Here is a 22,910-nt window from a genome sequence, read left to right as displayed (position 1 = left end):
CCTTTAGAGAGGGGAATACCCATGGGTTTCAATTGCGGCATCGTCGGCCTGCCCAACGTCGGCAAGTCCACCCTGTTCAACGCCTTGACCAAATCTGGCATCGCGGCGGAGAACTTCCCTTTCTGCACTATCGAGCCGAACAGCGGCATCGTGCCGATGCCCGACGCGCGCCTGGCTGCGCTGGCTGAAATCGTCAAGCCGAACCGCATCCTGCCGACCACCATGGAGTTCGTCGACATTGCCGGCCTGGTGGCCGGTGCATCGAAAGGCGAAGGCCTGGGCAACAAGTTCCTCGCCAACATCCGCGAGACCGACGCCATTGCCCATGTGGTCCGCTGCTTCGAAGACGAGAACGTGATCCACGTTTCCAACAGTGTGGACCCCAAGCGTGACATCGAGATCATCGACCTCGAACTGATCTTCGCTGACCTGGACAGCTGCGAGAAGCAACTGCAGAAGGTTGCGCGCAATGCCAAGGGCGGTGACAAAGAGGCGCTGGCACAGAAGGCCATCCTCGAGCAGCTGATCCCGCACTTCACCGAAGGCAAGCCGGCACGCAGCCTGATGAAGAACATGGGCGCCGAAGACAAGGCGGTCATCCGCGGCTTCCACCTGCTGACCAGCAAGCCGGTGATGTACATCGCCAACGTCGCCGAAGACGGCTTCGACAACAACCCGCACCTGGACGTGGTCAAGGCCATTGCCGAGGAAGAAGGCGCGGTCGTGGTGCCGGTGTGCAACAAGATCGAAGCAGAAATCGCCGAGCTCGACGATGGCGAAGAGAAAGACATGTTCCTCGAGGCCCTGGGCCTGGAAGAGCCAGGCCTGAACCGCGTGATCCGCGCCGGTTACGAACTGCTCAACCTGCAGACCTACTTCACTGCTGGCGTGCAGGAAGTTCGCGCCTGGACCGTACGCGTGGGCGCCACCGCACCCCAGGCGGCCGGGGTTATCCACACCGACTTCGAAAAAGGCTTCATCCGCGCTGAAGTCGTGGCCTATGACGACTTCATCCAGTTCGAGGGTGAAAGCGGCGCCAAGGAAGCCGGTAAGTGGCGCCTGGAAGGCAAGGATTACATCGTCAAAGATGGCGACGTGATGCACTTCCGCTTCAACGTCTGATGGATGCCGTGGAATTCCACGGTACTTGAAAGACTTCAAAACCCCCGTGATCGCGAGGCGACACGGGGGTTTTGTGTTTTTTGGCCACCATTTTCATCCATTGAGATCCGAGCGTTCCTTGAATAGTCTTCCGGGTACGACACCCATAACCCGATTTCAAAAACCGGGTATGGCGAAAACCGGAGATCAGACGAGGCTTACTGATACCCAATGCCGCACCGCGAAGCCCAAGGACAAGCCTTACAAACTCACGGATGGAAAAGGCCTGTATCTCGAGGTCAAACCCAACGGCACCAAAGCGTGGCGTTACCGCTTCAGCATCCGTATCACAGACACCACCAAGGAAAGCACCTTCGCGGTTGGTGACTATGCCATAGCCCCCCGTGGCGAGAGTGATGAGGACGCCCTGGCACGCCGTAAAGGTCGACGCTTCACACTGGCAGAAGCACGCGAAGAACGACTCAAGGCCCGAGACCTGGTGAAACAAGGCATCAATCCCACCAGACATCGACAACTGCTCCGCATCAAGCAGCAGCAAGACAATGCCACTACATTCGAGGCGGTCGCGCGGGAGTGGCTGGCACTCAAAGACTGGGAAGACATCACCAAGGTCAAGCGTCTGGAAATGCTCGAGCGCGTAGTATTCCAGAAGATTGGTCCGTGGCCGATCAAGAGCATTACCCCCGCCCACATCCTTGATGTGCTCACTACTTCCGCCAAGAAAAACGGCCTGACGGTCGCTGCGGCGGCTAAACGGAGCATGTCCGGTATTTTCGAACTCGCCGTCTCGACGCTGCGAGCAGATACAGACCCGGTCTATCCAGTCCGCCGCGCCCTGCCCGCTAACAAAACTCAGCACAAACGTCCGCTAACAACCGATGAAATTGGCCAGCTTTTACGCGACGTGGAAGGCCACTGCGGGCGTCATGAAACAGAAATCGCCTTTCGCCTGATGTGGCTGACGCTATGCAGACCCAATGAAGCAGTCGAAGCCCGCTGGGCAGAGTTCGACCTGGATGCAGCTCGCTGGCGTATCCCGGCCGAGCGAATGAAGAAGCGTAAAGAGCACAACGTGCCCCTGCCAACTCAGGCTGTCGCAATGTTACGAGGCTTGCAAACCGTCACTGGCAAATACGAGCACCTCTTCCCCCATCGAGATGAACGCTCGAAACCCATGGTCGCGGCGTCGTTTCGCCAGATGCTGAAATCCCTGGGCTGGAGTGGGAAGTCCAGCCCTCATGCCACCAGGACCACGGGGAGCACCCGCCTCAATGAATTGGGCTATCCGGGAGACTGGATTGAGCGTCAACTTACCCATGCTGAACCGAACGCGGTGCGACGCACCTACAATCAGGCGGAATACTTGGCAGATCGCACAGTCATGATGCAGCAGTGGGCAGATATGCTCGACGCATGGATGCGCGGGGAAACGAATATTACGCCGATCACCAAGAGCATGGCCCGATTATGACGCGTCCACGGTGTGGCGACAGCGGCGACACTGGCGACATCCCACGTGCGACTTGGCCGGCAGCAGGCGACATCGGTGGCGACTGTCGCCGTGGTACGACGTGAACGACGGCTTTCAGTCAAAGTCCCTGCGCATAGGAAGGGTCCGCATTCCCATGCACAGGGGCTCGCATCAAGAAGGCGACAAACGGCCCATCGTCCACTCACCACCACTCACGGCTACCTCTTTCCGCTATCGAATTTTGGCGCAATGAGCAGTGCCTAACTTGATTGACCCAGCCATCCCACCGGCGCTAGAAACAAGCCTCGAAGCGCTGCCGCTGGCAGCACCCAGGTGACCCGAACCTTCGAGGTCACGCCGCTTTATGCGGTGGTTCTCCCAAGGGCGATTAGCATCCGGCAGCTCGCCCGGTCACCTTCCCGGTGATGGGTGCTCTTTAACCTCATGGCCCTCGTGCGCCAGCTACACCGTACTGCGCTGTCCTGCAGCAACCTAATCGCTTGGCCGATTCTTGCGCCAACTTGCGCCCGTCTCTTTTTCCAGAAAAGAGACGGGCGCTCCTGACACTGCTGCAGCCCTGATCGCACATGGCTTTGCGGCAATCCCCCTCGTGACAATCGGCGTGACAAACGCCGATATCACCAGCAACAGCGCTGTAGATGATGGTGCCGCAGCCCAGGGAATGGACTGCACCTGACTGACAGTCAGGCATGCCCCGGTCATCGCATTGCTGCTTGCTTGTGGCTCAGGATCTCGCGGCGCTGGTCTCGTCAGCCAGTGCAGCCTCCACCCGCCCACCGCTATCGGTGCTCAGGAGGCCAGATCATGAGATGCCCTTGCTCTTGGTCGTAAGGAGCCGCCAGTCCCGCGTCAGTGGACACCCTCACAGGTCGCGGGGGCCTTGATCCCTGATAACACTCAGCATTCTTGGCGGGATGACGTGAGGATGGACTTCAGGCTAGCTAAGAGAGGACACAGATCATGGCTGTAGTTGAAACGCGAGGTGGGTGGAAGGTCAGTCCCAAGACTAGCGAAGCCGGGCCCATTCAAGCTTCACGAAAACCTGAAGTTGGACACCTCGTCATCGCAAGGGCTATTGTTTGGTAACCTCTACGCTTACTGGTTCACTGAAGATTGTAGCGAGAGGCTACAAGCTTCACCTGGGACGTAGAGGCTGAAGACGGTGATAGATACTAGCCTGATGGCGAAGCTAAAGGCTGAGAATGCAAGATTGGTCGCCTTGCTGGAGGCTCATGGCATCGATTGGCGTCTGCCGGCCGAGCCAGTCAAGATCGAGGTTGTTCAAGCAGAACACACACAACAATTCGGCACAGAAGCAAAGCTTGCCCTATTCCGGAGCTTGTTTCGTGGTAGGACAGACGTTTATCCAATTCGCTGGGAAAGCAAGGCAGGCAAATCAGGATACACACCCGCCTGCGCAAATGAATGGAAACCTGGCGTTTGTGAAAAGCCCCGAATTAAATGCGGGGACTGCGGTAATCGTCAGCTACTTCCTCTCACCGATGAGGTCGTTTATCGCCATCTAGCTGGTGAAGTGGTTATTGGCATCTACCCCCTGCTCGCGGATGACACCTGCTATCTTCTGGCGGTCGACTTTGATGAAGCCGAATGGCGTGATGATGCACGAGCCTTCGCTCAGTCGTGTCATGAACTGAACGTACCAATGGCACTGGAAATATCCCGTTCAGGTAAAGGCGCTCATTGCTGGATTTTCTTCAAGCAAAGTGTTCCCGCTCATGATGCCCGACGTCTTGGTGCGGCAATCATCAGCCATGCATGTGAACGTACACGCCAATTGGCACTAACTTCTTATGATCGGTTGTTCCCAAATCAGGACTACATGCCTAAAGGCGGCTTCGGAAATCTCATCGCGCTTCCATTGCAAAAGCGAGCCAGAGCTCACAACAACAGCGTTTTTGTCGACAGCGAGCTTGAACCTTATCTCGATCAGTGGGCCTTCTTAGCATCGGTTCAGAAAATGCCTCCGGAGGATATTCCGTTCGTTGTCACCCAAGCGATGGGGAAGCAGGACCCTACAGGAGTCATGTATGTTGACGACGACGGCGATGCAGAACCTTGGAAGGCTCGTGAGTCAAAGTCACCAAAATTGACGTGCCCATTGCCAGCCTCTATCAACGTCACGCTGGCTAACATGATTTACTTTGAAAAGTCGGCGTTGCCGCAACCATTAGCAAACCAGCTTGTCCGGCTAGCCGCGTTTCAAAATCCCGAATTCTACAAAGCTCAAGCCATGCGCATGTCGGTGTGGAACAAGCCGAGAATAATCGGTTGCGCCCAGAACTTCCCCAAACATCTTGCGCTGCCACGTGGCTGCCTGGATGCTGCACTGGAGCTGCTAGGGGTAAATAGCATCTCCCCTGAGTTTCAAGATGAACGCTTCGCCGGTGACCCGATTGACGTGAATTTCCTCGGGACCTTGCGTCCAGACCAGGAAGATGCCATCGGCAAAATGCTGAATCATGACACCGGAATTCTTTGCGCACCTACGGCGTTCGGCAAAACGGTCAGCGCTGCTGCATTGATTGCTAGACGTGGCGTTAACACATTAATACTTGTGCATCGGACCGAATTATTAAGACAGTGGCAAGAACGCGTGCAAGCGTTCTTGGATGTTGGCAAGGGTGTGGTTGGAACGATTGGGGGCGGAAAAGCAAAACCTACAGGCATTATCGATATTGCCGTAATGCAATCGTTATCGCGAAAAGGTGAGATCAGCGATCACGTAAAAAACTACGGGCAAATTATCGTCGATGAGTGTCATCACCTGTCAGCAGTGTCATTCGAGACGCTACTGAGAACCGCGACTGCGCGATACGTGCTGGGCCTCACGGCAACCCCAGTGCGACGAGATGGGCAACAGCCAATCATTTTCATGCAATGCGGACCGATCCGACACTCTGCCGCTCGACCGGCGAGCGCACCTCATGATCTATCTGTCGTACCTCGACTGCTGCCAAAGCCTGTGGTGGTCCCCGACGGTTCTGGAATCCAAGACGTTTTTCGGAAGTTAGCAGACGACTCTGAGCGCACAGCCAAAATCGTCTCGGAGATTGAGCTGGCGTACAGCCAAGGTAGAAAAATTCTGGTGCTAACAGAGCGGACGGAGCATGTGGATACCTTGGAGTTGGAGTTGAAGCAGCGCGTGAACAACCTTTTCACACTTCATGGGCGAGTGCCAAAAAAACAACGAATTGCCCGTATGCATGAGCTTGAGTGCCTGCCCCCTGATGCACCACGAGTACTCTTGGCGACGGGAAAACTAGTGGGTGAAGGCTTCGATCATCCGCCATTGGACACGCTGGTGCTGGCAATGCCTATCTCATGGAAGGGAATCCTCCAGCAGTATGCAGGACGGTTGCATCGATCGCATGCCGACAAAGCTGACGTGCGAGTGATCGACTTCGTTGACGAAGGGAATGCCGCGCTGGTGAGAATGTGGGATAAGCGCCAAGCAGGTTACAAAGCGATGGGCTACCGTATGGCCGACGCCTTGATTACCATGGACTTACTTTGAATACGGTTTGACGGCTAATACGCCACTACCCCGCTGCAATCGCGAAACCATAGTTATCCCCAATAGCCGGGTCGTTAACCGCTTACACTCGAAACCCAATATCAGTCAGGTACTGCTCGGCAGTAGTGCCCAGACAAAAACGAATGGTGGTAAAAAAACCCGGCCAACGTTGACGGTAATAGCGCTCCGCAAGTGAGCGCAAGGCTTCCTCAGGACGAATGTTCTGAAGGCGCAAGCTCTTCTTATTGCGCTCTATATCCCAGTGAACACGTAAGCGCGCCTCACACAAGCGAACGCAATTGAGATTGAGCATATCGATTGTGTGCTGCACCAACTCCTGGGTACTAGGGTGCTTGTTCCCCGGCAGCACCGTGCGGGCACAGGCCTGCTCATCGGGAAGCAATCGTCCTGTACTTCTCTCCAAGAAAAACAGGCTTGGGAAAGAAGGTAAATCTGTTGGATTGATGACCCAGCCCTCGCAGTTTTCAGCAAGCTTGCCAGTACCAATCATCTGATCCTTGTAGGCATCACAACTGAGGTTGGACGGTAACGGATCTAGCGCATAGGGCGCAGGCACATGGCGCTGAGATCCGCCCATGCAGACTGCGATCATGTTCTGCCAATCAAGTGCCCAATTATGGGCCGTCGCGGTATCCGATTTGGGGTGAAAATGCTCGACTCGACACTTAAGTGAATCATTGTCGCGGATGTCAATTTCACAGTAGCCACACAGTCCGCCCTGCCCATTGACTAACCGAAACCGGATAGCCTCGTACGCAGTTCGACCAGTTGCGTCGCCCCGCATCTGATCCCAAGTACTCCGCAAATTCCCTGCACGATACCCCGCCAGCTCATCGGGTTCATCAAGCCTAATGACTTGCTTCATTCACCCAACTCCCACTTACGATTTTCAATCTGAAGATCAGCATCAAGCAGTGCTGGCTCCTGCCCCTGATAGCGCTCATCTAGCTTTTTGCGCAGTTCCAGAGCTCGCGGACTACTCCACTGGTCTCTATCAACCAACGCTAGGTACTCCTTCAACTCTTGAGTCGCAAGGCTGGCCGGAGGACGTACCTCATCAAGACCCAGCACCTGCCGAAGCATACGCTCCGGCTCCGAGCCTTCGGTGCCTGGTGGCGCGGAATAGACCTTATTGTCCTTGAGTATGCGGATGCACTCGGAAGGCACGGACGTCAACACTTGTGGGCTATGAGTGGTTATAACGAACTGGATTTGCGGGAATACTTCTCGCAATTGGGTAAGGATGATTTGCTGCCAACGTGGGTGCAGGTGCATGTCCACTTCGTCGATCAGCACCACGCCGCGTGTTTGCCTTGCTGCATCGCCCCCCAGATGAGGGTTGAGTTTGATACAGCGATAGGCGATATCACCGATCATGGCTAGGACACTTCGGATGCCATCGCTGAGTTGGTCAACATCCAAGGTGCCATGTAGGTCATGGCTTAGTACCAACGAGCTTTCCTGAGTTACGCTGAATTCCAACTGGTGCCATCCGGTCGTCGTACTGAGAAAGCTATCGATGGCCTGCTGAACAACCCGAACACGATCTTCTGCAGCCTGCAGTTCCTCAACACGTGCGCGTCTTTCAAGTTGGCGAATTTGCTGTTCGCGCAGACTCTGAAATGCCCAGATGAACCATTCCTTGAAGTGCTTGTAGGATGAGGCCGGATCCAGGCAGTTCAGGTAGGCGAATGTGCGGACATAAAAGTCGGTTTCGCGAGTGTCATCTTTGCCTTTCAAGTTTTCAGTCAGGCGCTTCTGCGCCCAGAGCCGCCCAGTACCGTAGTAGCCAAATACCGGCAGATCCAAAGTCGGCTTTTCCGGGTCTCGAATTTGATCCTGGACAGCACCAGCCCACTGCCGCATAAACCCGGTGTCTCCGCCATCCTTGGTCTTGGTAGCTCTGGCTTCTTTATCTCGATAGCGAACCCATGTAGAGACTGCCCCGCTACCAAAGTCTCCAGACATAGTTACCCGAGCTGGTAACTGCCGGGCCATATCTCCACTGGTCAGACGCAACAGGCGCACGTCATCAATAGCGATAGCGTTACCAGGGTCATTGAATGCATTACGTGCGAGGTCGAAGCTATTGACAAAGGGCCAGAGCGCGATACGAATAGCATCCAACAGGGTTGATTTACCCTGGCCATTTTCAGCCACCAATACAGTTAGCTGTGAATGCAAGGGGACTTCCAGATCTGCGTAACAGCGGAAGTTTTCCAGACGCAACAGATCCAGCTTCACAGGCTTTCCTCCGGCTTAATCACTAGGGATAACATCTCACTCAAGTCACATTTGACTCCGGCAATGTAGAACTCCAGCTCGCTCTTGAATGGATGCTTAATGTAATAAAGGCTACTCACCTATCGGCCATCCACCAGTAAATTGGCAAGAATGTATTTTTCGCCCGGATTGTAGCGGGAGAAGATCTCGTTCTTGGTGTGCTCCGCGCTCATCGGATCGAATAAATGCGCCAGTTGGATACACCACGCCTCCAAGGCCAGCTTGAATTCGCTAGGTGGGGCATCAACCGCCAGAGCTTTACTAGCCTGGGCCAGCTCAAGGCGGGGCTCGTCGCTGCGAAGCAGTATCTGGTCACCGTGACCACCGGCACATGTCTGGTAGCCGACGTGGACCGCCGAGTCACCAGCCTTGTCGACACTTGTGCCTTTAACCACCTCGTCGCCATGCAGGCCGCGAGTCTGAGCGTCTTTTGCGATGTCCTTCAGACTGACCATTCGAGTTTCTACAAATTGTCAAGTTTATCAGTCTACTTGAATGCCGCCGACCTCGTCACTCGCCCCTCTCAGAAAGAAAGCCCCGATACACGACGGCTTGGGCATCTGCTTGACGGGACGTCCGCTCCACCGGGGCAAATTCACCTGACTTGGCACGCGCCACGGTTCACAAATGGAGCTGAGCACCGAACTGCTACACACCTTTACACCGGGCTCACCATAGCAGAGAGGTTTGGTCTAATGCCTCAGCGTGCGGAGAAAAACGCAACCGCAGTGAAAGCAAAGTCACACACCACTCAAACCGGGCGCTAAACCGGGTATGACACATATTGACCCGTACTAAAACCCAGACCTTGTGAGGCCTGAGCGCTCTGACTTCCGTTTCAACGTCTAAGCGGTAGCCTGCAGTAACCAGAAACCCCTTGCGGCTTATGCCTCAAGGGATTTTCGTTTTATGTGGCCCGTGCCGGCCTTATCGCAAGGCGGCGGCCGGGCTTTTGCAGGACAATATATAACTTTTTGATTTAACAGGGCCCTTGTGGGAGCGGGCGTGCCCGCGAACACCGGCGCAGCCGGTGCCAGACACCGCGTTGTATTCTTCGCGGCGGGTCGATTTCTAGACACGCCATGCTAAAACAATAAGTTTTATATTGTTCCATGAGAGCTGCCTTGCCTGCGACGAGGCCGCTACAGGTAACACACCAACCAGAAATACCCTCGCACGGTGAGTCGGCGAAACAACACGGGCTGATCATTTCAAGGATGATGCATGAAAGAACATCAATATGTGGTTCAGGTGACGTGGACAGGTAACAAGGGCTACGGCACCGCCGGCTATACCGCCTACAACCGTGACTTCAATGTCGACGCCGCCGGCAAGGTTGCCTTGCAAGGCTCCGCAGACCCGGCATTCCGTGGCGACCCGCAGCGCTGGAGCCCGGAAGACATGCTGGTGGCATCGCTGTCGGCATGCCACAAGCTCTGGTACCTGCACCTGTGCGCGGTCAACGGCGTGAATGTACTGGCGTATGTCGACCTTCCACTGGGGCGCATGGTGGAAGGTGACGATCAGGGCAAGGGCCGTTTTACCCATGTGCTGCTGCGCCCGCAGGTTACCATCAGCGCAGACTCGGACCGGGAAGTTGCCCTACGCCTGCATGAGGATGCGCATCATGAGTGCTTTATCGCCAACTCCGTGAATTTCCCGGTGGAGTGCGCGGCTGAGGTGACGGTCGGCTAGCGGGCTCAGGTCAAAGACATTGGAGTGGTGGCGATGAACTACAACCCAGCGCTCAAGGCCCGTTATGAGGTGCTGCGCGCACGCGGGATCGTCCTGGTGCGACTCAATGCCATGCTCAGGACTGGCGAGCCTTGGCTGGATCTGGTGTTGCCTCAGCCGAAGAGGGTGTAAATCAACAGCCAAAATGCAGCACTTGAAGATTACACGGTTCTTGTGGGAGCGGGCGTGCCCGCGAACACCGGCGCAGCCGGTGCCAGACACCGCGTCGCCTGCTTCGCGGGCACGCCCGCTCCCACACCGGCCGCGTCGCGCTTACGAATTGAGTTCTCTGCGTGACAGCCCAGCCCGTAGCGCTGGGTAATCTCCCACAATGAATCGCGCAGGCTTTGCGAATTTTGAGAAAGACAGTTGCTCCGACCTGCTCCGCCAGTCGGGTATGGCTAAACGCCGGGCTGCCAGCGCATCACTTCACAAATTCCTGAACTGATTATTTGTCGCCAGCGATTTTTCCCCCCGGCAAGCCCCACCAGAATCGCTTCACCACAATCATAAAAACCCGTGAGGCCACCCCGTGGACCAGACCCTGCAGGTACGGCAAGCCGCCGCCGACCTTGTTGCCGCCTTCGCCAGCAACGACACCGCCCGCTACTTCGCCTGCTTCAGCGAAGACGCCACGTTCCTTTTCCATACCTTGGCGCAACCCCTGCTGTCACGCCGGGCCTATGAGAAGGTCTGGGCCCAGTGGCAGGCCGAAGGGTTTGCCGTGCTCGCCTGCGCGTCCAGCAACGCCCAGGTCAGCCTGCAAGGCGACGTGGCGATCTTCATGCATGATGTGGCCACGCATCTGCGCATCGGCGGTGCCGAGCACCAGTTGAACGAGCGCGAGACCATCGTGTTCCGCCGCCACGCTGACCAGTGGCTGGCCTGCCACGAACACCTGTCGGCCGTATCGCCGGCCTGATCACCTTTTTGCGGCCCTGCCGCCCTGCCATCGCACCCACAAGAAGGCTTGCGCACTGCGCTGGCCCACAACAACCGCGCTGGAGCATCACCATGAGCCACTCGACCGGTATCGAGACCAACGGCGTAGAACAGATCCCCGCCGATCAACGCGACGCCTCCCCGCTGGACCTGTTCCGCCTGATCTTCGGCGGCGCCAACACATTCGCCACCGCCGTGCTCGGCAGTTTCCCGGTGCTGTTCGGGCTGTCGTTCCAGGCGGGGGTGTGGGCCATCGTGCTCGGCGTTGCCGTTGGCGCGCTGATCCTGGCACCGATGGGCCTGTTCGGCGCGCTGAACGGCACCAACAATGCGGTCTCCTCGGGCGCGCACTTCGGCGTGCACGGGCGCATCGTCGGCTCGTTCCTGTCGCTGCTCACGGCAGTGGCATTCTTTTCGCTGTCGGTATGGAGTTCGGGCGATGCCCTGGTCGGCGGCGCCAAGCGCCTGGTCGGCCTGCCGGAAACCGACCTGACCCTGGGCATGGCCTACGGCCTGTTCGCGGTGCTGGTACTGGTGGTCTGCATCTTCGGCTTCCGCTTCATGCTGTGGGTCAACAAGATTGCCGTGTGGGCGTCGAGCCTGCTGTTCCTGCTGGGTATCGCTGCTTTTGCCGGGCCGTTCGACGCCGGCTACGCAGGCAGCGTCAACCTGGGCCAGGCGGGCTTCTGGGCAGCTTTCGTCGGCGCTGCGATCCTGGCCATGAGCAATCCGGTGTCATTCGGCGCCTTCCTCGGTGACTGGTCGCGCTACATTCCACGCGAAACCCCCAAGGCGCGCATCATGCTGGCGGTGATAGCGGCCCAGGGTGCCACGCTGATTCCATTCCTGTTCGGCCTGTGCACCGCCACCCTGGTGGCCACCCAGGCACCGGACTACATTGCCGCCAACAACTATGTCGGCGGGCTGCTGGCTGTCGCCCCCAGCTGGTTCTTCCTGCCGGTGTGCCTGATTGCGGTGATCGGCGGTATGTCCACCGGCACCACGGCGTTGTATGGGACAGGCCTGGACATGTCGAGCGTGTTCCCACGCCTGCTCAGCCGTGCCGGCGCCACGCTGCTGATCGGGGTGCTGGCGATCGGTTTCATTTTCATCGGCCGCTTTACCTTCAACCTGGTGCAGAGCGTGTCGACCTTTGCCGTGCTGATCATCACCTGCACCAGCCCGTGGATGGTGATCATGATCCTCGGCCTGGTCACCCGCCGTGGTTTCTACCACGCCGATGACCTGCAGGTATTCACCCGCGGCCAGCGGGGTGGCCACTACTGGTTCCTGCACGGCTGGAACTGGCGCGGCATGGGCGCTTGGGTCCCCAGCGCAGTGGTCGGCCTGTGCTTCGTGAACCTGCCGGGGCAATTCGTCGGACCGTTGGGCGACCTGGCCGGTGGCATTGACCTGAGCCTGCCGGTCACCCTGGGGTTGGCCGGGGTGCTGTACCTGCTGCTGCTCAACCTGTTCCCCGAACCTGCCGACGTGTATGGCCCGCAGGGCCCACGCTGGGTGCGTTGCAAACAGGCTGCGCACACGCCTGTAACCACTGCCGAAATGGCCTGACTGGAAACCACCATGACCACATCCCACTACATTGCCGGCCGCTGGTTCGACGGCCAGGGCAGCGACTGCATCAGCGTCAACGACCCTGCGCTGGGCCAACCGTTTGCCGAACTGATGGCTGCCAGTGCCGAGCAGGTCGACCAGGCCGTGGCCGCCGCACGTGCAGCCCTGCCCGCCTGGAAATGCACCAGCGCCAGTGAGCGCGCAGCGTATCTGCGCGGCTTCGCCGAACAGCTTGGGCAACGCCGCGAAGCGCTGGTCGCCCTGCAGATGCGCAACAACGGCAAGCCGCGCCACGAGGCAGAAGTCGACCTGGACGATGCCATCGCGACCTTCGGCTATTACGCCGAGCTGGCTGAACAACTGCCTGGGCAAAACCGCGACGTACCGCTGGCTGCCCCGGGCTTCACCGCCCGCACCCGCCTGGAGCCGGTGGGCGTGGTCGGCCTGATCGTACCCTGGAACTTCCCACTGGTGACCAGCGCCTGGAAGCTTGCCCCGGCCCTGGCGGCTGGCTGCACCGTGGTGCTCAAGCCCTCGGAAGTGACCCCGCTGTGCGAACTCGCCTACGGCCAGATCGCCGACACCCTGGGCCTGCCGGCCGGGGTGCTGAATATCGTCAATGGCAAAGCCGAGACGGGTGCCGCGCTGAGCAACCACAACGGCCTGGACAAACTGTCGTTCACAGGCAGCAATAACGTTGGCAGCCAGGTGATGCGCAGCGCAGCGGCACAATGCCGGCCGGTCACGCTGGAGTTGGGCGGCAAGTCGGCGATCCTGGTGTTCGATGACTGCGACGTCGACGCGGCGGTGCAATGGATCGTTGCCGGCATCTGCTGGAATGCGGGCCAGATGTGCTCGGCCACATCACGCCTGCTGGTACAGGACGGCATCGCCGACGCCCTGCTGCCACGCCTGCAGGCAGCGCTGGAAAACCTGCGGGTGGGCAGCCCGCTGAGCGAAGAAGCCGACATGGGCCCACTGACCAGCCAGGCCCAGTGGCTGAAGGTGGCCGGCTACTTTGCCACGGCGCGGGAGGAAGGCTTGCAGTGCCTGGTCGGTGGCAAAGTGCTGGACCGTGGCGGCTGGTTCGTCAGCCCTACCCTGTATGCCGATGTGCCTGAAGGCAGCCGCCTGTGGAACGAAGAAATCTTTGGTCCGGTATTGTGCGCACGGCGCTTCGCCAGCGAACAGCAGGCGATTGCCGAGGCCAACGACAGCCGCTTCGGCCTGGTGGCGACAGTGTGCACCACAGACCTGGCGCGCGCAGAGCGGGTGGCCGATGCGCTGGAGGTGGGCCATGTGTGGATCAACTCGGTGCAGGCGGTGTTCGTCGAGACCTCATGGGGTGGCACCAAGGGCAGCGGTATAGGCCGTGAGCTGGGGCCTTGGGGCTTGTCGGGCTACCAGTCGGTCAAGCATGTGACGCGGTGCCTGGGCTGAACCGTGCGGGGCCGTTTGGCGGCCCCTTTCGACAGCTTCTGCCATTCATCTAGTCGCGTGCCACTGGCATGAAGCGCATCACGGCGCTTCGTCAGCCGGGCGCGCAGCTTCCTGTACCAGCACCATGCTCTGCGGCGAAGACAAGGCGATACCCTCGTCACGCAGCCGCCCAAGGATGGTGAACAGCAGGTCACTGCGGGTACCCGACACCTGGCGCGGCCCGGCCACATAGCCACTGACCGCGATCACCATGCCATTGCTGGTCAGGTCCTTGAACGACACCGAGCTGGCGGGCGCGTCCAGAATTGCCTCGTGTTCATGGTAGGCCGCCAGCAGCAACTCACGTACACGGTTGGCATCCGTATCCAGCGGCAGGGTCAAGGTGATGCCGACCACCCCCAGGGCGTTGCCCATGGTCACGTTGCGCACGTTCTGCGAGATGAACTGCGAGTTGGGTACGATCACCGTGGAACGGTCGGACATCTGGATTTCGGTAGCGCGCACGTTGATGCGGCGAATGTCGCCCTCGACGCCGGCCAGGCTGACCCAATCGCCGACCTTCACCGGGCGTTCGGTGAGCAGGATCAGGCCCGAGATGAAGTTCTGCACGATCTGCTGCAGGCCAAAACCGATACCGACCGACAAGGCACTGACCACCCAGGTCAGGCTGGTCAGGTTGATGCGCAGGGTCGACATCACCAGCATGGCCAGGAAAATGAACCCGAGGTAGCCCACCAGGGTGACCAGCGAGGCACGCATGCCGGCATCCATGTCGGTTTCCGGCAACAGCCGTTCGCTGAGCCAGCGCTTGACCACCCGGATGGCGAACAAGCCGCCGAGCAGAATCGCCATCGCCAGCAGAATGTCCTGCGGCACGATGTTCAGGTTGCCCAGCAATTTGCCACCGGTGCCGTCCCAGTCGCCCAGGCTGAGCAGCAGTTCGCTGGGGCTGGTGCCCGACGGCATCAACGCCAGCAGCAGCGCCAGGAACAGCACTACGGTGCGGCCGATACCGGCCAGGATGGTGCTGGCCTGGGCCTGGTGACGTGGCGCCAGCCCCAGGGTCGACGCCAGTGCCAGGCCGCCGGGCTGGCGTGGCGACAGCAGGGTTTCGCACAGGTCACCGAAGAAGCTGGTCAACAGGTAGGCGCACGTGATCACCAGGCTGACCCACAGCAGCTTGGCCGTAAGGAAGTAGGCAAGGGTCAGGTAGCCGGTCACCATGGCCAGCATGATCCCCCCCAGCCAGATGACCATCACGAACGGGATCAACCCGCCCAGGCCGGTGGGGCGTTCCAGTTCAAGCTTGCGCAGGGTGCGGCGGTAGCGCTGCAACGCGCCGGCGAAGATCATCGCCACTACCAGCGCGGTCAGGCCGTTCACCGCCACGGTCAGCGCCAGGCTGGCACCGATCACGGTGTTGATGCGCTCCATGGTCATCATGACCATCAGTGCCAGGGCCAGCACCTTGGGGAACCAGCCCAGCGCGCTGGCCACTTCGTCGTTAATGGCCGGCAGGCGCCAGGACGGGCGCTGCAGCATCAGCATGGCACGGCCCAGGCCCGCGATGAACGCGCTGAACACCACCAGCGCCAGGATGTGGTTGACCAGGCTGGCGATATCGCTGCCCAGTTCGGCATTGCTCTCCAACCCCCAGCGCAGCAGGGAAACCGAACCGGCGATGGTGCCCAGTGTTGCCAGGCTGACCCCCAGCGCCAGGGCACTGCGGCGCAGCCGGCCTTCGGGCAACCAGCGGACCATGGCACGGGCCAATAGCCGCTCTATCCACAGGCGCACCAGGGTCCAGACCAGGATGGCCGCTACCAGGCTGGCCATGAACGGCCAGCGGTGCTCGGGGCTGAACGCGCTGCCAATGGCAACGGCTGCTTCGCCCCGCAGGTCGCGCAGGCGCGCCACGTCATCCTGGGTTGGGCGGATGATGCTCTGCCAGAATGCCGGGCTCAACGGCGAGGCGGCGCGGCTGGTGATCTGCGAGTTGAACTGGCTGCGGCGCAAGTTGACGATTTGCGTGGACAGGTCGCGCGCCGACTGAGTCAGCTTGGTGGCCTGGTCCTGCTGGGCGACCAAGGCCTTTTTCTCGGCCTCCAGGGCCTTGCGCTGCTGGGTCAGGGCCGCAGGCTCGTCGGGCTGGGCCGGGCCAACCACCTTGAGCTTGTCGTCGAGCTTTTCCACATCGGTGGTGCGCTGCGCACTCAAGGCATCAGCCTGGCGCTGAACCTGCATGGCCGCCAGCCGCAACTGCGACAGCAGGTCGTCGTTGGCGTTACTGCTGACGCCTTGGCGAATCTGGTCCAGGCTATCGCTCAACTGCTCGATACTGGCGTTTTCATCCACTGCCGGGGCTGCCGCATTGGCCGGGTTGGACAACGGCGTGGCAGGGGCCGCCGCGGCCGGGCCGGTGAGCACCAGCAGCAGCGCCAGCATGGCCATCAGGCCAGGGCAAAAACGAACAAGGCTCAGACGCCTCATCGAATATTCCTCTTTACAATCCGATTTGGCGGGGGATTCTACGCGGCTTCAAGGCATCAGGAGAGTGCCGTTTCTCGCGTCAGCAGTAGCTGCTTGCGCGCCACGCCCCAACGGTAGCCGCTGATGTCGCCATCCCGGCGCACCACACGGTGACAAGGTATGGCCACGGCGATGCGATTGGCCGCACACGCCAGGGCTACCGCCCGCACCGCCTTGGGCGCGCCAATGCGTTCGGCAAGGTCGCTGTAGCTGATGCGGCTGCCAGCCGGCACCTCGCGCAGGGCTTGCCACACGCGCTCCTGGAACGCTGTGCCTTGTACATCCAGCGGCAGGCCCAGGCCCAGCGCCGGGGCCTCGACGAACCCCACCACCTCGGCAACCAGTTGCTCATAACCGCGGTCACCGCCGATCAACCGGGCCTTGGGGAACTGATCCTGAAGTTCGTGCAGCAGGGTTTCAGGGTCGTCGCCCAGCAGAATCGCGCAAATGCCTTTGTCGCTTTGGGCCACCAGGATGGCGCCCAAGTAGCACTGGCCGAGGGCAAAATGAATGGTGGCCCCTGCGCCCCCGGCGCGGTACTGCCGGGGGCGCATACCCAGGCGCTGGTCGGCGCTGGCATAAAAGTGGCTGTTGGAGGTGTAGCCGGCGTCGTAGATGGCATCGGTGACCGAGCACCGAGCATCTTCCAGGTGTGCGCGCAGGCGCCGGGCGCGAAAAGCGGTGGCGTAGGCCTTGGGGGTAACGCCGGTTTCGGCTTTGAACAGCCGGTGCAGGTGGTACGGGCTGACGGCCAGTTGCGCAGCGAGCTGGTCGAGGCTGGGGCTGGGGTCGCTGGCTTCGATCAGGCGGCAGGCGCGGATGACCAACTGGCTATGGCGCGCCGCACTGGGCTTGGCGCCAGCGGTGCAGCGCTTGCACGCACGGTAGCCAGCGGCTTCGGCTAACGCAGGGGTATCGAAGAACTCGACGTTGCCGCGCTTGGCCAGCCGCGACTTGCAGTTGGGGTGGCAATAGATGCCGGTGGTGCGCACGGCATAGACGAAGTGCCCGACCGCAGCGGGGTCGCGGGCTTCGACGGCTTGCCAGCGTTGGTCGGGGGTGGTGTAGGCGGTCATTGGGTATACTTCCAGACTCGTGCGGCCGGCTCCGGCCTTGGCGGTGTAAAAACCTCAGGCGCGCCACAGGTACCAGGCCGCCACGGTTCGGTATGGCCGCCAGGCGCCGCCCAGCGAACGCATCTGCGCCGGGGTCGGCGCCTTGTCCAGGCCCTTGAGGCGGCGATACCCCTCGCGCACGCCAAAATCGTCGACGGGCAGGATATCCGACCGCTCCAGGCTATAGATCAGCAGCATTTCCACCGTCCACCGCCCTATCCCGCGCAGCGCTACCAGGCGTTCGATCAGGGCGTCGTCACTCATGGCCAGTGCTGCTTCGCGGGTCGGCACCAGGCCGTCCAGCCTGGCTTGGGCAATGCCCTGGATAGTCGCCATCTTGCTCGCCGAAAAACCGCAGGCGCGCAGGGTTTGCGGGCTTGCGGCCAGTAACTGCTCGGGCGGCGGAAACGCATGCTGCGGGAACAACGCCAGCAACCGGCCCAGGATAGCCTCAGCCGCCCGGGCATGCAGCTGCTGGTAGGCAATCGCGCGCACCAGCGCCTCGTAAGGTTCCCGGCCAGGGGTGGCCTGGTGCAGGCATGGCCCGGTCGCGGCGACATGTCGCGCCCAGTCAGGGTCGAGCGCCGCCAGGTATTCGCCGGCTTGGCGGTAAGCCGCAGGGGAAAGGTCGGCCAGAATCATGGCGGCTCCATCAAGTCGAGTGCAGGTGCAGCTTAGCGCAGCCGTTCATCGGGGGAACGCCGGTTCTTGCGCGGCTAATTCCTGGCCCACCATTGCCCCGCGCCATCCTCCGCGCATAGAATTGAGAACTGTTCACATTCGCACACCTCACGGGACCGGCCTTGGCAACGATGCAGATCAACGACACGCTCAAACCGGCCGAGGTCGCTCTGCTCTACCAGTCCCACCATGCCTGGCTGCGTGGCTGGCTGCGCAGCCGCGTGGGGTGCAGTGAACATGCGGCCGATCTGGCCCAGGATACCTTCGTGAGGGTATTGCGCGCGCGCCAGGCATCGCCGTTGAAAGAACCGCGCGCCTACCTGAGCAGCATTGCCCGCGGCTTGATGATCGACCAGTTCCGCCGACGCGCACTGGAGCGGGCCTACCAGCAGAGCCTGGCCCAGGTGCCAGAAACCGAAGCGCCCAGCGAAGAGGCCCGGTTACTCATCCTCGATACCCTGGCGCGCCTGGACCGCGCCCTGCATCAGCTCAAACCGCGGGCGCGCCAGGCCTTCCTGCTGGCCCAGCTGGACGGTTTGAGCATTGTCCAGATCGCCCGGCAGCTGCACGTGTCGCGCGCGACCATCGAGCGCGACCTGGCCAGCGCCCTGGGCGTCTGCTACCGGTTGCGCTACGCCGATGCCTGATGCCACCCCCACCCAAGCCCAGGTTGACCAGGCCATCGACTGGCTGGTGAAGCTGCGCTTCGACAGCCCCTGCCCGCGTACCCGGCAACAGTTTGAGCAATGGCTGGCCAGCCACCCGCATCACCCACTGGCCTGGCAGCGCGTAAGCCTGCTCAGCGACGAACTGGCAGGGCTGCCCAAGGACCTGAGCCGGCGCACCCTGGAAGGCAGCCAGCAGCAGCGTAGCAGCCGACGCAACCACCTCAAGCTGCTGGCGCTGCTGGCCGTCGGCGGCAGCCTGGGCCTGGCGGCGCGTGAACCACTGGGTTTACCTGAGCTGCTGGCCGACAACAGCACCGCCGTCGGCGAGCGTCGCCAGGTGCAGGGGCGCGACGGCAGCCGTATCCAGTTGAACACTGCCAGCGCCATCGACCTGGACTACAGCGTTGAACAGCGCCAGCTGGCGCTGCTACGCGGTGAAGTGAGCCTGGAGAGCAACGCCAACGACCACCGGCCGTTCCTGATCGAAACGCCGGTTGGGCGGCTGGTCACCCTGGACGGCCAGTTGCTGCTGCGTGAAAACCGCCAAGGCCTGCTGCTGGCGGTGCGCCGTGGCCAGGTCACGCTGTTCCCCGCCTCGGCACTGCGCAGGCAAGTACAGCCGGGCGAGACCTTGCAGGTGTGGCGCGACGGCCGTGTCCAGGCCGTAACGTTGCACAGTGACCCGTGGGGCTGGACTGACGGCGTACTCAGCGTGCAGCAGATGCCGCTTGGCGAGTTTGTCGCCGAACTGGGCCGTTATCGCCCGGGCCTGCTGCGCTGTGCGCCGGAAGTGGCCAGCCTGATGGTGTCTGGCACCTTCCAGTTGAGCGACACCGGCGCCATCCTGCACCTGCTCAGCCGTAGCCTGCCGGTGCGGGTCGAGTACCATACCCGGTATTGGGTCAGCATCGCAGCCGCCTGACGCGCGCGGGCGCGGCCTTGTATCGCGATGGGCCGCAACGCGGCCATTCATGATCGAAGCAACCCCGAAGCCGTCAGTCCGCCAACGCGGGCAGGCGGCCCGCAGCCCGAAACGACTGCCGGGCAAAGCACACGAACAACCCGGCCATCAGCGCCAGCGCCATTGGCAGGCCATGCGGCGCCACGCCCATGGCGGCGCCACTGACCAACGGCCCTACCAGGCTGCCTACGCCCCACAGCAGGCCCACGCTGGCATTGGCGGTGACCAGGTCCTGGCCCTTGAAGCGCTGGCCGATCAGCACCAACGCCAAGGTATAGATCCCCCCCGCCACCGCCCCCAGCACCACCAGCAGCGGCCACAACAGCCACGTCAGGTCCAGCAACCAGGGCAAACCTATACCGATCGACATCGCCACCAGCCCGCACACCAGGTGCAGCCCGGTGCGCTCGACCCGATCGGCCAGCCAGCCAAGCGGCAGCTGGAACAACATGTCGCCGGCAAACACCACCGTCACCATCAACGCCGCCACACCCACGGCGAAGCCATGGCTGCTGGCGTATACCGGCAGCAACGACAGCACCACGGCGTCGAAGAACGAGAAGAACAGCACCGCCATGCACAACGCCGGCGCCACCCGGAAGAACCCCGCCAGGCCAAAGCTTTTCTCGCCTTCTTCGTGCGCCACATGGTCATTGGGCACCGTCAGCACGATGCACAGCAAGGCCAGGCCATAGCCAACGGTGACCACGCCAGTGATCCATGGGCTGTCCGCCCCCAGTACTGCCAGCATGGCCGGGCCGAGCACCTGGAAGCCGGTAAAGCTGGTGGCATACAGGGCCATGATCTTGCCGCGGTTGTGCTCCGGGCACAGTTCGTTGACCCACGACTCGCCCAGGATGATGGCGATACCCATGCCCAGCCCCAGGCCAAGGCGCAGCAGCGCCAGCAGCCACAGCGAGCCAAAGGCCGCTTCGAGCAGGGCGATGCTGAGTGTGCACAGGCTGAAACACAGCAGGTAGATGGTGCGCCGGGTGAGGTGGCGGCAGCAGGCATCGACTAGGAACGCCGAAAGCATCATGCCGGCAGCAGGAATAGCCGAGATGATGCCGATTTCCAGGGTGCCCGCCCCTGCTTCATGCAGGCGCAACGAAACCAGGGGCAGGCTCGCCCCCAGGCTGAAACCCACGACCGAAACGGCGAACAACAGGCCCGCCAGCAAACGCATGTTCATGTACCACTCCTTGCAAACCGGAAAAACGTGCAGACACAGGCGCGCAGGCCAAAGTGGCCAGCGGCGCGAACGCGCAGATCAGGTCAGGCGAAGTGTGGCGAGAAGGTGAAGGCAAACAGCACGCTGCGGCGGCGCTTGAGTACCGTGTCGCTCGGCCACGCATGGCGCAAGCCCTGAAGGGCAGGCTGGCGGGCGCTGGGCAGTGACGGGGTACGGCGCATTGCTTGGCTACTACGCAGGTGGGAGGGGAAAGTGGCGGCACTCTAGGCCAAGGACAGTCCGGTCGTCAATCGGCAGGGGCCGCCGCATGCAGCGGCCCCGACGAAATCAGCGCTTGCCGGTATTGGGCAGGAACACCGCCAGCAATCCGAACAGCGGCAGGAACGAACAGACGCCATAGACGTATTCGATGCCCCGCAAGTCTGCGACGTACCCCAGCAGTGCCGCACCGATGCCGCCAAAGCCGAACATCAGGCCGAAGAAGATGCCGGCAATCATGCCCACGCTGCCCGGCACGAGCTCCTGCGCATACACCACGATGGCGGAAAACGCCGAAGCCAGAATGAAGCCGATCACCACGCTCAGTACCGTGGTCCAGAACAGATCGGCATAGGGCAGCGCCAGGGTGAACGGGGTCACGCCCAGGATCGAGAACCAGATCACCGCCTTGCGCCCCATACGGTCACCGATCGGCCCACCGAAGAATGTCCCCGCCGCCACGGCCCCGAGGAACAGGAACAGGTGCAACTGCGAGCTGGCTACCGATACCGCGAATTTCTCGATCAGGTAGAAGGTGAAGTAGCTGGTGAAGCTGGCCATGTAGAAGTACTTGGAGAACACCAGCAAGCCCAACACGATCAGCGCCACGATCACCCGCTGGCGGGAGATGCCATGGGTGGCCTGCACCGCCTTGCGTGCTTTGGCCTGGTTAAGGTGTTCCTTGTACCAGCCACGCAGCATCAGGGTTACGCCAAGGAAGAACAACGCCGCCAGGCCGAACCAGGCCACGTGGGTCTGGCCGAACGGAATGACGATGGCCGCCGCCAGCAACGGGCCCAGCGCCGAACCGGTGTTGCCCCCCACCTGAAAGGTTGACTGGGCCAGGCCGAAGCGCCCCCCGGAGGCCAGCCGCGCGATACGCGAGGTTTCGGGGTGGAAGGTGGAGGAACCGATGCCTACCAGTGCCGACGCCAGCAGGATCATCGGGAAGCTGCCGACGAAGGCCAGCATCACGATCCCCACCAGGGTGCACAAGGTGCCCAGCGGCAGCAGGTTCGGTGCCGGCCGACGGTCGGTGAAAAAGCCGACCCAGGGCTGCAACAGCGAGGCGGTGATCTGGAACGTCAGGGTGATCATGCCGATCTGGGCGAAGCTCAGGTTGTAATTGGCCTTGAGCATCGGGTAGATCGCCGGCAGTACCGACTGGATCAGGTCGTTGATCAGGTGCGCCAGCGCGCAGAAACCGATGATGCGCATCACCAGCGGCGTGGCCTGGTTGGCCGGTGCCTGGCTGGATGCGGTGGAGGCGCTACTGGTGGCCATTTGCCTAAATCTCCGTCCTCAGGTTTGGGATCCGATTATCGGGAAACAAATAGATACATAGCTACCTTTTTTTCCCTC

The 22,910-nt window shown here is 61.0% G+C and carries 18 protein-coding genes and 1 pseudogene; 10 read left to right on the top strand and 9 right to left on the bottom strand.

What is annotated here, in order from left to right; translation table 11 throughout:
- The first annotated feature begins 21 nt into the window (after nucleotides 1-21).
- The 3 genes from ychF to L1P09_RS03455 all read left to right on the top strand — a co-directional run bounded on the left by ychF (nucleotide 22) and on the right by L1P09_RS03455 (nucleotide 6,149).
- Nucleotides 22-1,122 (top strand): redox-regulated ATPase YchF, encoded by a 1,101-nt coding sequence (gene ychF / locus L1P09_RS03465; RefSeq protein WP_235768495.1) that lies wholly within the window; start codon nucleotides 22-24, stop codon nucleotides 1,120-1,122.
- 169 nt (nucleotides 1,123-1,291) lie between these two features.
- Nucleotides 1,292-2,593: a tyrosine-type recombinase/integrase gene (locus L1P09_RS03460; RefSeq protein WP_235768939.1), complete on the top strand. Its 1,302-nt coding sequence runs from the start codon at nucleotides 1,292-1,294 to the stop codon at nucleotides 2,591-2,593.
- A 1,183-nt stretch (nucleotides 2,594-3,776) separates the two neighbouring features.
- On the top strand, nucleotides 3,777-6,149 hold the full coding sequence (locus L1P09_RS03455) for a TOTE conflict system archaeo-eukaryotic primase domain-containing protein (protein WP_390898583.1): 2,373 nt from the start codon (nucleotides 3,777-3,779) through the stop codon (nucleotides 6,147-6,149).
- An 82-nt stretch (nucleotides 6,150-6,231) separates the two neighbouring features.
- Here the strand turns inward: L1P09_RS03455 and L1P09_RS03450 are convergent, their stop codons facing one another.
- The 3 genes from L1P09_RS03450 to L1P09_RS03440 form a co-directional block, all read right to left on the bottom strand.
- Nucleotides 6,232-7,035 (bottom strand): retron system putative HNH endonuclease, encoded by an 804-nt coding sequence (locus L1P09_RS03450; protein ID WP_235768492.1) that lies wholly within the window; start codon nucleotides 7,033-7,035, stop codon nucleotides 6,232-6,234.
- Nucleotides 7,032-8,414: an AAA family ATPase gene (locus L1P09_RS03445; protein WP_235768490.1), complete on the bottom strand. Its 1,383-nt coding sequence runs from the start codon at nucleotides 8,412-8,414 to the stop codon at nucleotides 7,032-7,034. The genes L1P09_RS03450 and L1P09_RS03445 overlap by 4 nt, the downstream gene beginning before the upstream one ends.
- Nucleotides 8,415-8,533: 119 nt before the next feature.
- Entirely contained in the window at nucleotides 8,534-8,908 is a 375-nt protein-coding gene (locus tag L1P09_RS03440) for a hypothetical protein (protein WP_235768488.1), read from the bottom strand.
- Nucleotides 8,909-9,677: 769 nt separating this feature from the next.
- Between L1P09_RS03440 and L1P09_RS03435 the strand changes: the two genes are divergently transcribed.
- From L1P09_RS03435 to L1P09_RS03415, 5 genes and pseudogenes are all read left to right on the top strand, one after another.
- Entirely contained in the window at nucleotides 9,678-10,148 is a 471-nt protein-coding gene (locus L1P09_RS03435; RefSeq protein WP_235768486.1) for an OsmC family protein, read from the top strand.
- Between the two features lie 24 nt (nucleotides 10,149-10,172).
- Nucleotides 10,173-10,319: pseudogene (locus L1P09_RS03430) on the top strand (IS110 family transposase); the annotation flags it as partial.
- Between the two features lie 400 nt (nucleotides 10,320-10,719).
- Nucleotides 10,720-11,109 carry a YybH family protein gene (locus L1P09_RS03425; protein ID WP_029887927.1) on the top strand — a complete coding sequence of 130 codons (390 nt, stop codon included), beginning with the start codon at nucleotides 10,720-10,722 and terminating at the stop codon, nucleotides 11,107-11,109.
- 92 nt (nucleotides 11,110-11,201) lie between these two features.
- Entirely contained in the window at nucleotides 11,202-12,701 is a 1,500-nt protein-coding gene (locus L1P09_RS03420; protein ID WP_235768485.1) for a purine-cytosine permease family protein, read from the top strand.
- A 12-nt stretch (nucleotides 12,702-12,713) separates the two neighbouring features.
- Entirely contained in the window at nucleotides 12,714-14,144 is a 1,431-nt protein-coding gene (locus tag L1P09_RS03415; RefSeq protein WP_054903919.1) for an aldehyde dehydrogenase family protein, read from the top strand.
- A gap of 78 nt (nucleotides 14,145-14,222) precedes the next feature.
- Here the strand turns inward: L1P09_RS03415 and L1P09_RS03410 are convergent, their stop codons facing one another.
- From L1P09_RS03410 to L1P09_RS03400, 3 genes are read right to left on the bottom strand one after another with little or no spacing between them, the layout of a single operon-like run.
- Nucleotides 14,223-16,634 carry a DUF3772 domain-containing protein gene (locus L1P09_RS03410; RefSeq protein WP_054903918.1) on the bottom strand — a complete coding sequence of 804 codons (2,412 nt, stop codon included), beginning with the start codon at nucleotides 16,632-16,634 and terminating at the stop codon, nucleotides 14,223-14,225.
- A gap of 56 nt (nucleotides 16,635-16,690) precedes the next feature.
- Entirely contained in the window at nucleotides 16,691-17,749 is a 1,059-nt protein-coding gene (gene ada / locus L1P09_RS03405; protein ID WP_235768484.1) for a bifunctional DNA-binding transcriptional regulator/O6-methylguanine-DNA methyltransferase Ada, read from the bottom strand.
- A 54-nt stretch (nucleotides 17,750-17,803) separates the two neighbouring features.
- The gene (locus tag L1P09_RS03400) at nucleotides 17,804-18,430 is read right to left on the bottom strand and encodes a DNA-3-methyladenine glycosylase family protein (protein ID WP_235768483.1); all 627 of its coding nucleotides are present in this window, start codon (nucleotides 18,428-18,430) and stop codon (nucleotides 17,804-17,806) included.
- 170 nt (nucleotides 18,431-18,600) lie between these two features.
- Here L1P09_RS03400 and L1P09_RS03395 point away from each other — a divergent pair, with 170 nt between their 5' ends.
- Both L1P09_RS03395 and L1P09_RS03390 read left to right on the top strand, forming a co-directional pair.
- Nucleotides 18,601-19,116 (top strand): sigma-70 family RNA polymerase sigma factor, encoded by a 516-nt coding sequence (locus L1P09_RS03395; protein ID WP_225786174.1) that lies wholly within the window; start codon nucleotides 18,601-18,603, stop codon nucleotides 19,114-19,116.
- Nucleotides 19,109-20,059, top strand: coding sequence for a FecR domain-containing protein (locus tag L1P09_RS03390; protein WP_235768482.1), 951 nt, complete (start codon nucleotides 19,109-19,111; stop codon nucleotides 20,057-20,059). The genes L1P09_RS03395 and L1P09_RS03390 overlap by 8 nt, the downstream gene beginning before the upstream one ends.
- 73 nt (nucleotides 20,060-20,132) lie before the next feature.
- Here L1P09_RS03390 and L1P09_RS03385 read toward each other — a convergent pair whose 3' ends face one another.
- The 3 genes from L1P09_RS03385 to L1P09_RS03375 all read right to left on the bottom strand — a co-directional run bounded on the left by L1P09_RS03385 (nucleotide 20,133) and on the right by L1P09_RS03375 (nucleotide 22,832).
- Nucleotides 20,133-21,290: an MFS transporter gene (locus L1P09_RS03385; protein WP_235768481.1), complete on the bottom strand. Its 1,158-nt coding sequence runs from the start codon at nucleotides 21,288-21,290 to the stop codon at nucleotides 20,133-20,135.
- A gap of 83 nt (nucleotides 21,291-21,373) precedes the next feature.
- Complete coding sequence (locus L1P09_RS03380; protein ID WP_165944152.1) at nucleotides 21,374-21,511, bottom strand: hypothetical protein; 138 nt, start codon at nucleotides 21,509-21,511, stop codon at nucleotides 21,374-21,376.
- A gap of 106 nt (nucleotides 21,512-21,617) precedes the next feature.
- Complete coding sequence (locus tag L1P09_RS03375) at nucleotides 21,618-22,832, bottom strand: MFS transporter (RefSeq protein ID WP_235768480.1); 1,215 nt, start codon at nucleotides 22,830-22,832, stop codon at nucleotides 21,618-21,620.
- Between the last annotated feature and the right edge of the window lie 78 nt (nucleotides 22,833-22,910).

It is taken from the genome of Pseudomonas juntendi (assembly GCF_021560075.1).
In the GTDB taxonomy this organism is placed as follows: Bacteria; Pseudomonadota; Gammaproteobacteria; order Pseudomonadales; family Pseudomonadaceae; genus Aquipseudomonas; species Aquipseudomonas juntendi.
Note: the sequence above shows the minus strand (reverse complement) of the source record. Positions and strands in the feature narration are given on the sequence as shown.